This is a genomic window from Sphingomonas humi (assembly GCF_039536725.1).
Lineage (GTDB): Bacteria > Pseudomonadota > Alphaproteobacteria > Sphingomonadales > Sphingomonadaceae > Sphingomicrobium > Sphingomicrobium humi.
This window is the reverse complement of record NZ_BAAAZD010000001.1, coordinates 773,310-786,242: the sequence shown is the minus strand read 5'-3', so window position 1 is coordinate 786,242 and position 12,933 is coordinate 773,310. Positions and strand designations below refer to the sequence as shown.

Annotated in this window: 11 protein-coding genes; all 11 read left to right on the top strand. The window is 65.0% G+C overall.

The annotated features are described in order from the left end of the window. The first annotated feature begins 167 nt into the window (after nucleotides 1-167). The 11 genes from ABD729_RS03880 to ABD729_RS03830 all read left to right on the top strand — a co-directional run bounded on the left by ABD729_RS03880 (nucleotide 168) and on the right by ABD729_RS03830 (nucleotide 12,773). A complete protein-coding gene (locus ABD729_RS03880; protein WP_344708835.1) occupies nucleotides 168-1,964 on the top strand; it encodes a flavin-containing monooxygenase in 1,797 nt (598 codons plus the stop codon). Further along, on the top strand, nucleotides 1,961-2,722 hold the full coding sequence (locus ABD729_RS03875; RefSeq protein WP_344708834.1) for a crotonase/enoyl-CoA hydratase family protein: 762 nt from the start codon (nucleotides 1,961-1,963) through the stop codon (nucleotides 2,720-2,722). The genes ABD729_RS03880 and ABD729_RS03875 overlap by 4 nt, the downstream gene beginning before the upstream one ends. Next, complete coding sequence (locus tag ABD729_RS03870) at nucleotides 2,722-3,588, top strand: 3-hydroxyacyl-CoA dehydrogenase family protein (RefSeq protein ID WP_344708833.1); 867 nt, start codon at nucleotides 2,722-2,724, stop codon at nucleotides 3,586-3,588. The genes ABD729_RS03875 and ABD729_RS03870 overlap by 1 nt, the downstream gene beginning before the upstream one ends. Then, nucleotides 3,585-4,763, top strand: a complete 1,179-nt coding sequence (locus ABD729_RS03865) for an acyl-CoA dehydrogenase family protein (protein ID WP_344708832.1) — start codon at nucleotides 3,585-3,587, stop codon at nucleotides 4,761-4,763. The genes ABD729_RS03870 and ABD729_RS03865 overlap by 4 nt, the downstream gene beginning before the upstream one ends. 4 nt (nucleotides 4,764-4,767) lie before the next feature. Then, complete coding sequence (locus tag ABD729_RS03860) at nucleotides 4,768-6,279, top strand: class I adenylate-forming enzyme family protein (protein ID WP_344708831.1); 1,512 nt, start codon at nucleotides 4,768-4,770, stop codon at nucleotides 6,277-6,279. Further along, nucleotides 6,276-7,085 carry a nuclear transport factor 2 family protein gene (locus tag ABD729_RS03855; protein ID WP_344708830.1) on the top strand — a complete coding sequence of 270 codons (810 nt, stop codon included), beginning with the start codon at nucleotides 6,276-6,278 and terminating at the stop codon, nucleotides 7,083-7,085. The genes ABD729_RS03860 and ABD729_RS03855 overlap by 4 nt, the downstream gene beginning before the upstream one ends. Beyond that, on the top strand, nucleotides 7,082-8,008 hold the full coding sequence (kce, locus tag ABD729_RS03850; RefSeq protein WP_344709630.1) for a 3,5-dioxohexanoate:acetyl-CoA acetone transferase: 927 nt from the start codon (nucleotides 7,082-7,084) through the stop codon (nucleotides 8,006-8,008). Before ABD729_RS03855 ends, kce begins: the two co-directional genes overlap by 4 nt. 3 nt (nucleotides 8,009-8,011) lie before the next feature. After that, nucleotides 8,012-8,794, top strand: coding sequence for a cyclase family protein (locus ABD729_RS03845; RefSeq protein WP_344708829.1), 783 nt, complete (start codon nucleotides 8,012-8,014; stop codon nucleotides 8,792-8,794). Beyond that, on the top strand, nucleotides 8,791-10,008 hold the full coding sequence (locus ABD729_RS03840) for an MFS transporter (RefSeq protein ID WP_344708828.1): 1,218 nt from the start codon (nucleotides 8,791-8,793) through the stop codon (nucleotides 10,006-10,008). Before ABD729_RS03845 ends, ABD729_RS03840 begins: the two co-directional genes overlap by 4 nt. A 252-nt stretch (nucleotides 10,009-10,260) precedes the next feature. Then, on the top strand, nucleotides 10,261-11,637 hold the full coding sequence (locus ABD729_RS03835) for a sensor histidine kinase (protein WP_344708827.1): 1,377 nt from the start codon (nucleotides 10,261-10,263) through the stop codon (nucleotides 11,635-11,637). Then, nucleotides 11,634-12,773, top strand: a complete 1,140-nt coding sequence (locus ABD729_RS03830; protein WP_344708826.1) for a sugar ABC transporter substrate-binding protein — start codon at nucleotides 11,634-11,636, stop codon at nucleotides 12,771-12,773. The genes ABD729_RS03835 and ABD729_RS03830 overlap by 4 nt, the downstream gene beginning before the upstream one ends. Nucleotides 12,774-12,933 lie beyond the last annotated feature (160 nt).

Below are 12,933 nucleotides of genomic sequence, written 5' to 3'. Positions count from 1 at the left end.
AGTGGCGTTGATAATCATGCATTTTGGAGCCTTCCTTGCTCGACAAGGCGAACCTGCAGGACGCGATCTCAGGCGCAAGTGTGCCAACGCTGGCGTGCCTGTTGGTGCACCTTACCGGCGATCCACGCTGGGTCCGTCCGCCGTTTCGTTTTGGGCGTCTGCGCGGCATGGATGACAATGAGACGGGCGACCTGCCGTTCACGCAGCAACAGGAAATCCGCGATGCGGCTCTCGCGGCCATCGACGCCTGGTTGGATGGCGCTCCGGTGACTCTGCCCGATCCCGGCGACGAACTGTTGCTGGATATGATGAGTGCGACGCTCGGCGAGGACATCCCCTCCACCTACGTGCCGATGATCCGTCACGAGCTCGGCCTCGCCGAGGACCCGGGCGCCCGGCCAGCGGCTGTCCCGCCTGGCTTCACCGCGCTCATCATCGGTGCCGGCATCTCGGGGATCAGCGCAGCGGTGGAACTGGACCGCGCAGGGATCCCCTACACCATCATCGAGCGCAGCCACGATGTTGGCGGCGTATGGCTGGAGAACCGCTACCCAGGCGCCGCCTGCGACGTGCCCAGCCACCTTTATTCCTTCTCCTTCGCGCCGGGCCGCTGGTCGCGCCACTTCGCCGACAGCCGCGAGATCCATCGCTATCTGAAAGAGGTCGCCGAGGATCACGGTGTGCTGTCACAGATCCGCTTCGGACTGGAAGCGACCGCCGCGCGCTTCGACGAGCAGCGGGGCGAATGGGAGGTGCTGGCAAACGACTCGACGGGCGCGGAGCAGCGGCTGCGCGCGACGATCCTGATCAGCGGGGTCGGCGCGTTCAACAAGCCGCGCATGCCCGACGTGCCGGGCCTCGAGCGCTTCGCAGGCCCGAGCGTCCATACAGCCCGCTACCCCGACGAAGGTCTCGCCCTTGATGGCAAGAGGGTCATACTGGTCGGCAACGGCGCCAGCGCGATGCAGGTGGCCCCTGCGATCGCCGATCGCGTCGCCGCCCTCACTATCATTCAGCGAAGCCCGCAATGGGCGGCGCCCTTCACCAAGTTCCAGCAGTCGATCCCCGAACCGGTGCAGGATCTCCTCGATGAGGTTCCTCTATACCGCCTGTGGTACCGGCTGCGGCTCAGCTGGGCCTTCAACGACAAGCTTTATGAGGCGCTGCAGCATGATCCGGACTGGTCGGCCGAGGGGTCGATCAACGCGATCAACGACGCGCACCGCAAAGGGCTGACATCCTATATCCGTAAGGAACTAGGCGAGGCGCAGGAATTGTTACCGCAGGTCCTCCCCTCGCACCCGCCGTTCGCCAAGCGCATGCTGCTGGACAACGGCTGGTTTCGGACCGTCGCGCGTGACCATGTGCGACTGGTGACCTCGGGCGTGACGGAAGTGCGCGAGGACGGGGTCGTGACCGCGGATGGCGACTTCCATTCTGCCGATGCGATTATCTGGGCCACCGGATTCGACGTAGTCAATCTTCTCGCGCCGATGCGGGTCGAGGGTCTCGGTGGTCGGCTGCTCCACGACGAATGGCAGGGTGACGATGCGCGCGCCTTTCTCGGCACTGTGGTTCCCGGTTTCCCCAACTTCTTCTGTCTTTATGGCCCCAACACGCAGTTCGGCCATGGCGGTAGCCTGATCACGATCCTTGAGCGCCAGACCCATTATCTGATGTCTTTGCTGCGTCAGATGCTCGAACAGGGCTGCCGCACGGTTGAGGTCAGGCGCGAGGTCTATGACGATTATTCGCAGGCGGTGGATGACACCCATCGCGGCATGATCTGGCAAGCTTCGGGTGTGAAGAGCTATTTCATGAACAGCCGCGGCCGGAACGTCGTCAACAACCCGTTCCGCATCATCGACTTCTGGAAGATGACCGAGAGCGCCAATCTTGGCGATTATCGCTGCCTCAAGCCGACCGGCGTATCGGTACCGATTGCCGCAGAGGCTCGCGCATGACCTCCGTCCTTGTCGAACGCGCGGGCGAGATCCTCGTCGTCACTCTTAACCGGCCAGACCGGCGAAATGCCGTCACCCGCGAGGTCTCGGAACGAGTGGCGGCGGCGATGGACGAACTTGATTCCGATCCTGCGCTTCGCTGCGCCATCATTACCGGTTCGGGCGGCCATTTCTGTTCGGGAATGGATCTCAAGGTCTTCGCCAGCGGTGAACGCCCGGAAGTGGACGGCAGGGGCTTCGCCGGCGTGACCGAGGCTCCGCCGGCCAAGCCGCTGATCGCCGCTGTCGAAGGCTTCGCTCTGGCCGGTGGCTTTGAACTGGCACTCGCCTGCGACCTCATTGTCGCGAGCGAAACGGCGCAATTCGGCTTGCCGGAGCCGACCCGAGGCCTTGTCGCGGGATCGGGAGGCCTGGTCCGCCTGGCGCGTCGCATTCCGCCGAACATCGCAATGGAATATGGGCTGACCGGCGCTCGTATGGATGCGCGCACGGCACAGCGCCTCGGCCTTGTGAACCGACTTGTCGCCGCTGGCGAGGCGCTCGGCTCGGCACTCGATCTTGCTCGCATCCTTGCCGCCAACGCTCCGCTTTCAGTGGCAACCAGCAAGCGCATCATGGTCGAGCAGGCTGGCTGGCCGGCGGAGCGGCTGTGGGACATCCAGCGCCCCCTGGTCGATGCCGTGGTCCGGAGCCGCGATGCGCAGGAAGGCGCCCGCGCCTTCGCCGACAAGCGTCAGCCGGTTTGGGAGGGCCGCTGATGATTGGCTCCAGTTTCGCCGTGGTCGGCGGCGGCACGATGGGAGTAGGCATCGCCTATGTCCTCGCGCAGGCCGGGGGCGAGGTGCTGGTAGTCGAGCCCAGCGACACCAGCGCCGAACGCATGAACCGCACCGTGGAAGGAGCGATCGATAGCGGGATCAAGCGTGGCAAGCTTTCGCCTGATGCCGCGAAAGCGCTGCGCTCGCGCATCACTCGTCTCATCGCCACCGATGACCTGCCGATCGGCCTCGAACTCATCGTCGAAAGCGTGCCGGAGCGCCTGGAACTGAAGCATCGGGTCCTCGCCGCATGCGCTGCCCGCGAGCCGCGCCTCCTCGCAAGCAATACCTCGTCGCTGTCGATTGATCTTCTCGCACAGGCCGTCACGCAGCCCGACCGCTTCCTCGGCATGCATTTCTTCAACCCAGTCTGGTCGTTGAAGCTGGTCGAACTCATCACCGGCGCCGCGACCAGCGAACCCGCACTGGCGCACGCCCGCGACATCGTGAGCCGGATCGGTCACCAGTCGCTGACGGTTCGCGACATTCCCGGTTTCGCCACCAGCCGCCTCGACCTCATTGCCGCGCTGGAAGCGATGCGGATGCTGGAAAGCGGCGTTGCATCGGCCGAGGATATCGATCGCGCTGCGACGATTGCCTATCGCCACCCGGTCGGCCCGCTGCGGCTCAGCGATATCGTCGGGCTGGACGTGCGGCTCGACATCGCCCGCTCCCTTCAGGCCGCACACGGCGACCGCTTTGCCCCGCCTGCCATCCTTGAGCGCATGGTCGCTGAGGGCAAGCTCGGCGAGAAGTCGGGCCAAGGCTTCTATTCTTATCCCTCCAGCACCACCGAGGCTGCATGAGCACCGAGACCATGTTCCACTCGCCCCTGGTCGACACCGCCGACCACCACCGAGACCTGCGCGATGCGGTGTCGAAACTGGTCGGGCGGTTCGGCCGCAAATATTTCCAGGAAGAGGTCGCCAAGGACGGCTCGGCGGACGAACTTTACCAGGAGCTCGCCAAGGCTGGCTTCCTATCGGTCCACATCCCCGAACAATGGGGTGGCGGCGGCGGTGGACTGGCCGATCTCAATATCGTGATCGAAGAGACCGCTGCGCAGGGCTGCCCGTTGCTGAGCCTCGTGATCGCGTCGATCTGCGCCCCGATCATCGCCAAGTTCGGCACCGACGAGCTCAAGAAGGAATGGCTTCCTGGGCTTGCCGCCGGCCAGCGCAAGATGAGTTTCGCGATCACGGAACCTGACGCCGGTTCCAACACCCACAAGGTGTCGACGCAGGTACGGCGCGACGGCGACGGGTGGATCCTGCGTGGGCAGAAATACTGGACGTCGGCGATCGACGAAGCGGATGCTGTGCTGGTCGTCGCTCGTGACGCGGACCTGTCGACGCCGGAGCGATCGGCGCTGACGCTGGTGATCGTTCCTGCCGACGCGCCGGGGATCACCGCGACCCGGATCGATGCGGCGGTGAAGGTGCCCGAGCGCCAGTTCTCCGTCTTCTTCGACGATGTGAAGCTGCCCGCCGACGCGCTGGTCGGCGTCCAGGGCAACGGCCTCAAGCAGGTATTCCTTGGTCTCAATCCGGAACGTGTGTCGGCCGCCGCGATCAACAACGGCATTTCGCGCTACGCCCTCGTCAAGGCCGCGCAATATGCCAAGGACCGGACGGTGTGGAAGACGCCGATTGGCCAGCACCAGGGCGTCGCCCACCCGCTTGCCGAGGCGTTCATCGCGGTGCAGCAAGCCCGCCTGATGAACGCCCGCGCGGCGCAGCTCTACGACGCTGGGGAGGATGCGGGCGAAGCGGCCAACATGGCCAAGTTCGCCGCCGCCGACAGCAGCCTCGTCGCGCTCGACCAGGCGATCCAGGTGCATGGCGGTAATGGCCTCAGCCACGAATATGGGCTGGCCGACCTGTGGTTTACCGCCCGGCTTCACAAGACCGCACCGGTCAGCAGGGAGATGATCCTTAACTACATTGCGCAGCACAGCCTCGGTTTGCCCAAGAGCTACTGACGCGATGTCTGACGCGCCGCCCACCTTACTTGACCTGCTCCGGCGTTTCGCGGGCGAACGCCCGCAAGCGACGGCCCTGCTGTTCGGCGGCGATCGGCTGACCTTCGCCGAGCTCGACCGCCGGAGCAGCCAGCTGGCGAATGGGCTGGTGTCGAAGGGCATCCGGTCCGGCGACCGGATCGCCATCCTCGCTCGCAATCATCCGGTGTTCTACGAGCTGCTGTTCGCGGCGATGAAGATCGGGGCGATGATGATGCCGCTCAACTGGCGGCTGAGCTCGGCCGAAGTCGCGGCGATCCTCGCGGACGGGGAGCCCCATCTCTTGTTGCTCGACTCGGAACTGGATTGCAGGGCGGACGACCTCGATATCATCCCGCTAGGCGCCGACTTCGATACCTGGGTTCAGGCCCAACCGGCCGACGATCAATCGGCGCAATCGGCGCGGTCTGAACCGTCCCTTCTACTCTACACCTCGGGGACTACCGGAAAGCCCAAAGGCGTCATGATCACGCCGGACAACCTTTCCTTTGTCGAGCGAACAGCTCGCGAAGCTTGGGGATTTACGGCCGACAGCGTCAACCTCGTCGCCATGCCGCTCTTCCACATTGGCGGGATCGGCTACGGCATGATGGCGCTCAGCCAGGGCGGCACTACCGTGCTCCTACGCCAGCCGGACCCGTCCGATGTCGTCACGGCGATGCGCGATCATGGCGCAACACACGGCTTTTTCGTGCCGACCGTTCTCGAGCGGATCCTCGATCATCTCGAAGGGTCCGACGCTCCGCCCCCAACCAGCCTAGAGCGGCTGGTCTACGGCGCCGCGCCGATCGGCCGTCCGACGCTTGACCGCGCACTGCGCCTCCTCGGTTGCGGCTTCGACCACGCCTACGGGATGACGGAGACGGCGGGCACGGTCATCTCGCTCCCTCCGCGCGATCATCTCGACGACAGCGACGAGCGGCTCCGCTCGATCGGCCGCCCCTTCCCGTGGGTCGAATTGCGACTGGCCGATCCGGCGACAGGCGACGACGTTGCACCGGGGGAGGTTGGCGAGATACTGATCCGCTCTCCGGTGGTTGCGCCCGGCTATTGGCGCAAGCCAGCTGAAACCGCCGCCGCCATCGATGCGGAAGGTTGGCTGCGCACCGGCGACGCCGCCATCATCGATGCCGAGGGCTACGTCACTCTCGTCGACCGCTTTAAGGACATGATCGTCTCGGGAGGCGAGAACATCTATCCGCGCGAGATCGAGAACGTCCTGCTTGCCCACCCTGACGTCGCTGATGTTGCGGTGATCGGCATCCCGCACGAGCGCTGGGGCGAAAGCCCGGCAGCCTTTGTCATTGCGGTTACAGGCGCCACGCTTCCCGAAAACGACCTCCGCGCCTTCCTTCGCGAGCGGCTCGCGCACTTCAAATGCCCCTCGCTGATCCGGATCGTCCCCGAGCTTCCCCGAAACCCGTCGGGGAAGGTGCTGAAGGGCGAGATGCGCAAGCACGAATGGTGGTCGCGGTGACGGCCTCGCTGTCCCTCCCCGCCCGCCTGCTGCGCGGGTTTGCGACCGACTTCCTGACCTCGCACGATGTCGCCGAAGCCCGGCGGATCATGGCGCCGGACTATACGCTCCACATCGGCGGCCACGTCTTCGCCGGGCGCGATGAGCAGTATCTTCCGGCGACCGCAGCGCAGCTCGACCTCTTCCCGGGCCTGATCGTCACCGTGCACGACGTCGTCCTCGCTCCAGGCTGGGCGGCGATGCGTTTCACCGAGCATGGCGTCTCGGCGAGGCCGCCCCTCCATGCGGTCGCCTGGGGTGGGATCACGCTGTTTGCCCTCGATGGAGAGCAATTGTCACGAGGCTGGGCGGAAGAGGATTATTTCGCTCGCAAGCGCGAACTGAAGAGCGGCGTGTGCGATCCCATCTTGCCGCCGATGGCCGCGCCGTGGGATCAGCCCTGCGAGGCGCCCAACGAGTCGACCGAGCGGCTGGCGCGAGAGTGGCTCGAAGAGCCGGCCAACCTCCTGTCGCCGATGGTCGAGCAGATCAGGGTCGGTATGCCGGCCTTCGACGAGCTAGTCCGCCCGTCGGGCATCACCGTCTCTGCCCTTTTCACAGCCGGCCCGCGCGCGGCCTTCCATGCCGTCCTGAGCGGTAGCTACGCCGGCGGTTTCGCGGACATCGACCAGGCGAATGTCGGCGCAGGGATCGAGCTGCGCGTCGCCGGCATCCTCGACACCGAAGCCGGTCAGGTCCGCCGCCTTCAGCTCTCCGCCGACCGGCTCGGCCTCCATCGCGACCTGCTCGGGAGGGCACGGCCATAGCCAAGATCATCATCACCTGCGCCGTCACCGGCGGCGCGCATACGCCGAGCATGTCTGACGCGCTTCCCGTGACGCCGCAGGAAATCGCCGACCAGGCCATCGCCGCGGCCGAAGCCGGCGCATCGATCCTGCACCTTCATGCACGCAATCCCGAGACCGGGCAGCCGACGGGCGACCCCGACGTCTACGCGCAGTTCCTCGGACTCATCCGTCAGCGCACCGATGCGGTCATCAACCTCACCACGGGAGGCTCGGCGACGATGGAGCTCGACGAGCGACTCAAGGCGGCTCGCCGGTTCAAGCCGGAGATGTGCTCCCTCAACATGGGCTCGCTGAACTTCGCCTTCTTTCCCGTGGCGGACCGGATCAGCAATTGGAAGCACGACTGGGAAGAGGGCTACATCCGCAATTCAGACAGCTACATCTTCCGGAACACGTTCCGCGACATCTCCACCATCCTCCAGTCACTGGGCGATGCCGGCGCCCGCTTCGAGCACGAATGCTACGACGTCGGCCACCTCTACAACTTGGCTCATTTCGTTGATGCCGGAGCGGTCAAACCGCCGTTCCTGATCCAGATGATCTTCGGCATTCTCGGCGGGATCGGGGCCGATCTCGAGAACCTGATGTTTATGAAAGCGACCGCCGACCGGCTATTCGGACGCGGCAGTTTCCAATGGTCGGTGCTCGCCGCCGGCCGCCACCAGATGCCGTTCCTGACACAAGCCGCGCTGATGGGCGGCCACGTCCGCGTCGGCCTCGAGGACAGCCTGTTCATCGAGCGCGGCGTACTGGCGCAATCCAATGCCCAGCAGGTCGAGAAGATCGTCCGCATCCTCCGCGAAATGGGGCACGAGCCAGCAACCCCTGCCGAGGCGCGCGCCATGCTGGCGCTCAAGGGCGGTGACCGGGTGGAGTTCTAGAGCATGGCGAGACGCATCATCGACCTGTCGGTGCCGATCGAAAATGACGTCGCTTCCGATCCCGAAGGCTATCGTCCGCAGATCGACTATATCGATCACGCCGCTTCGGTCGGCGAGATCACCTCTTTCTTCCCCGGTTTGACTAGAGAACAACTTCCCGACGGCGAAGGCTGGGCGATCGAGCGGATCGCGCTCACCACCCACAATGGCACCCACCTCGACGCGCCGTATCATTATGCCTCGACCATGGACGGCGGTCGCCGCGCCATCACCATCGACGAAGTGCCGCTCGACTGGTGTTTCGGCCCGGGCGTGAAGCTCGACTTGCGCCACCTGCCCGATGGCCACGTCGCGACCGCAGCCGAGGTCGAGGCAGAACTCGATCGCATCGGCCACCGTCTCGCCCCGCTCGACATCGTGGTGGTCAACACCGCAGCCGGGAACCGCTACGGCTCGGACGATTACGTCGTGCGCGGCTGCGGCATGGGCCGCGAGGCGACCCTGTTTCTGCTCGAAAAGGGGGTCCGCGTCACCGGCACCGACGCCTGGAGCTGGGATGCGCCTTTCCTCTACACTCGCGAACGCTTCGCCGAGACCGGAGATGCCTCACTGATCTGGGAAGGCCACCGCGCCGGGCGCGACATCGGCTACTGCCATATCGAAAAGCTGCACAATCTCGAGCAGTTGCCCGCAACCGGCTTCACCATCTCCTGCTTTCCGGTGAAGATCCGTGCTGCCTCCGCCGGCTGGACCAGGGCCGTCGCCATCATCGACGAGGACCAATGAGGGACGCCGACACGCGCAACGAATTTGCCACCGGGTGGAAACTGCTGCTCGCCTGCGTCGCGGGGGTCGCGTTTGGCTCGGTCGGGATCGCCGTCTATTCAATCGGCGCGTTCGTCGACCCGCTCGGCCGCGAATTCGGCTGGACCCGCACCGAAGTCACCGCGGCCCTGCTCTTCAGCAGCGGTTTAGGCGGCCTCGCGGCGCCGTTCATCGGAGCCCTGATCGAGCGCTTCGGCGCCCGCCCGCTGGCTTTAATCGGCCTGACCGGAGTCGGCGCCGCTTTCCTGCTCGCTTCGCGTAACAACGGCAGCCTGCCGCTCTTCTACCTCTGCTTCGCGGTTGTCGCGACGTTGGGTGGGGGCAGCGGTCCGATCAGTTGGACAAAGGCAATCGCCAGTCATTTCGATCGGCATCGCGGCCTTGCCCTGGCGATGGCGCTCGCAGGAACTGGGATCATCGCTATCCTTGCACCGCCCTACGTCACCTGGCTGATTGAGCGGTTCGGCTGGCGAACGGCATTCGTCGGTGTCGCTCTTCTTCCCCTCGCCCTTGCGCTGCCGCTGGCCGTGCTGTTCTTCAAGCCCGCCGGTGACGTTCTTCGCGCGCAAACAAGCTCTGTCGAAAGGCCGGGCCTGACCACTGGTGAGGCCGTTCGCACCTATCGCTTCTGGGTAATGCTGGGGTCGGTGCTTGCCATGTACCTCGGAATCGCCGGCATGATCCCCAACCTCATTCCTGCGCTCACCGACAAGGGGATCGCCCGGGAATCTGCCGCACTTGCCGCGAGCGCCTTCGGTTTCTCCGTCATTGCCGGCCGGATAACGGTGGGCTGGCTGATCGATCGGTTGTGGGCACCAGGGGTAGCGGCAGTCGTGCTTACCCCAGCTGCCATCGGCTGCCTGATCCTAATGGGAGATCCCTCCCTCGCGCTTGCCATCACGGCAGCCGTGCTGGTCGGGGTCGCAGCGGGCGCAGAACTTGACCTTCTCGCCTATCTCACGACGCGCTATTTCGGCCTGCGCAGCTACGGCAAGACCTATGGTCTTCTATACGCCGGCGTCGCCTTCGCCGGCGGAATCGGCCCGCTCGCCTTCGCCGCCCTTGCCGAACGCGCGGGCAGCTATGACGTCAGCTTCGCGGTCGCAGCGGCCTTGTTTGCCATCGGTGGCCCGGCCGTTCTCACCTTGGGCCGCTATCCTCGACTTGCCGATTAGGCTCAGATGTCCGCAATTGGGCGATCGGCAATCGTTTGTGAGTGTCCGGACTGGGCGCTGAGCCGACGTCTCGCGAAGCATAATCTAGCGTCCGCTATCTGCCTTGCTCACCCGAAAGCAGCCTTTCCGCTTCCCACCAGTCGCTGCCGGTAAGTTGGCTGCCTGATCGTGTGAAATCGATCTACTACCTGACCTCGAGACAAAGCTGAGGGCCCAAGGTGACTCTGGGGTAACTTGCACTAGAACGAGCGCATGCAGACCTCGAGCCTGAAACGCGAGCACGACAATCCGGCAAGGGGCCGGCTCGCTCTGGGCATCGTCATCGGTCTCATCGTCGGCTTCCTGGCGTTGTTCGCCATCCTCGGGATGACGATGTGGCTCGGTGAGCGGTCGAACTCGATCTTTCAGGCGTCGGACGTCCAGCGGGGCACGCGGACGGCTGCAGTGGAGCTGCGCGACGCACTACGCACAGCGGAATCGAGCCAGCGCGGCTATCTGCTGACCGGCAACGAAATCTACCTCGCGCCGTACGACACGGCCAAGGCGCGCGCCCTGCAGCATCTGTCCGATCTCGCGCAGCGTCTCGAGACAGGGTCAGAGCCCCCGCCGTACCTTCCTCGGCTGCATCAGGCGGTCGCCGAGAAGTTCCGCGAGATGGACGAGAGTGTGGCGCTGAAGCGCTCCGGCGCGGACACCGAGGCGCTGTCGGTCATCCGCAGTAATCGGGGCAAGGCCCTGATGGATGAAATCAACGTCTACCTTTACGGCGCGATGTTGGACGTCGATGAGAAATCGACGCTCTCCCAGCTTGAGCAGCAAGACAATGCCGCGATGCTGCGCCTGGTGTCGATCATCGCAACGATCGTCATCATCCTCGTCGTGGCCGCGGTGACGTTGAACGTGCTTCGTAACCGGCGGGAGATCACCCAGGCACGGGACGAGGTGCGCGCGATCAACGTCACGTTGGAAGAACGGGTCGAGCGGCGGACCGAGGAGCTGGCCCGCGCCCGGGAACGCGCCGAGTTGCTGCTGGCCGAGGTCAATCACCGGGTCAGCAATAGCCTTCAGCTCGTGGCCGCGCTGGTCACCATGCAGGCCAAGACGGTGACCGACGAAGCGGCCAGGGGTGCCCTGAAGGAGACCGAGTCACGAATCCAGGCGATCTCGCAGATTCACAAGAGCCTCTACACATCCAACGACGTGACCTCGGTCGCGCTCAACGACTATCTGAGCGTGATGCTGGAGAATTTGGGACGGGCGATGAACAAGGACGGTCATTCCGCCCGGCTGACAAGTGCGCTCGACCCGATCTCCCTTCCCACCGATCAGAGCATCAGCCTTGGGGTGATCGCGACGGAGCTGGTGACGAACGCATTCAAATACGCCTATCCCGCCGGTCAGTCGGGCGAGATTCGCGTCATGCTGCGGATGCTGAAAGAAGGGCGTGCCGAACTGGTCGTGCAGGATGATGGGATCGGCGTCGGCGCCAGCTCTCGTCCTGGCGGAACGGGCTTGGGATCGAAAATCGTTGCAGCGATGGCGGCGGGGCTGAAGACCAAGGTCGAGTATATCGATCGCACACCCGGCACCGCCGCACGGATGACCTTTTCGACGCTGCAGCCCGCATGAGAACCGCCGCGTGGCAGGTGATGCGCGGGGTTGCTGCGGCATTGGTCCTTGCCGCGGCACCGCTGTCCGCGGCGCCGGCGCCGGGTCACGGGCTCACACGCCCCGTTGTCCTTCCTCCCTTCAACCCGGCCCGGAGCAGCTGCGCCAAGCCACGGGGCCTGCTCCGCGAACTCGTGTTCGTCCAGGACAATGACCGTGAGTTCGTCCAAGGCATCGGGCGCGGCCTTGCCGCCGCAGCGTCCGATCGGGGCCTCACCTATCGAAGCATGCGCGCCAACAACGATCCCGGGCTGATGATCCGGCAGATCAACGCGCTTCAGGCGCGAAAGGCGGGCTCCCTGGTGGTCGCCCCGATCGATCCGCCGTCCCTGAGCCCCGGCATCGAACGCGTGATCAGGAGCGGTGCCTACGTCGGGGCGATCGTGCCTCCCCCTGCTACGACCATTCTGAATGCGCCGCAGTACCAGACCGGCAAGGTGCTGGCGGATGCGGCCGCGGCGCACATCCGGACACGGCTCGGCGGTAGGGCAAAAGTCGTCCTGCTGACCCACGACAATCTTCAGTTCCTCGCCCCGCGCTTCACCGCCATGCGCGATACGCTGCGCAAGTTGCCGGGCGTGACCATCGTGGCCGACATCTCGCCCGTCACCGTCGATCGGACGGGGGGCTATCGCACGATGAAGACGATCCTGCTGGCGCACCCCAAGATCGATGTCGTGCTGGGCGCCGACACCGTCGTCCTTGGTGCGCTCGATGCCCTGCGCCAGGCGGGAAAGGCGCGGCCGGACCAGTTCCTCGGCGGCATTGATGGCGAGCGCGCCGCCGTAGCGGAGCTTAAAAAGGCCGGAAGTCCCTACAAGGCGAGCATCAGCCTCGCGTCCTCAATCTTCGGCTATGCGATGGGTCGCTTCGCTGCGGACTGGCTAGACGGGCGGTGGGTGCCGCAGGCAATGGACATCCTCCCCAAGGCCCTTACGATCGCGAATATCGCGCATTACGAGCGGGATGTGGCCGACCCGAAAGCCGTCTATGCCGACCCGTCGCGCCGAAACTCTTATCTGAAAATGTATGGCAACATCTGTTTCGACAGCCGCGACCGCTACCTGAACTTCCCCTGGTCTTCCGAGCGACCGTAGACGATCTGCACGACAGCAATTCGCACCGAGGTTATATGCGAATGGGCGCCCCCTCCGACCATCTCTCCCGAGCAATCCGTCCGATGTTCTCGGTGGTGCCGCAACGCTTGCCGACCAGCTCGCCTCCAGGCTCCCTACGCCTGATGCCAAACCGCCCCCG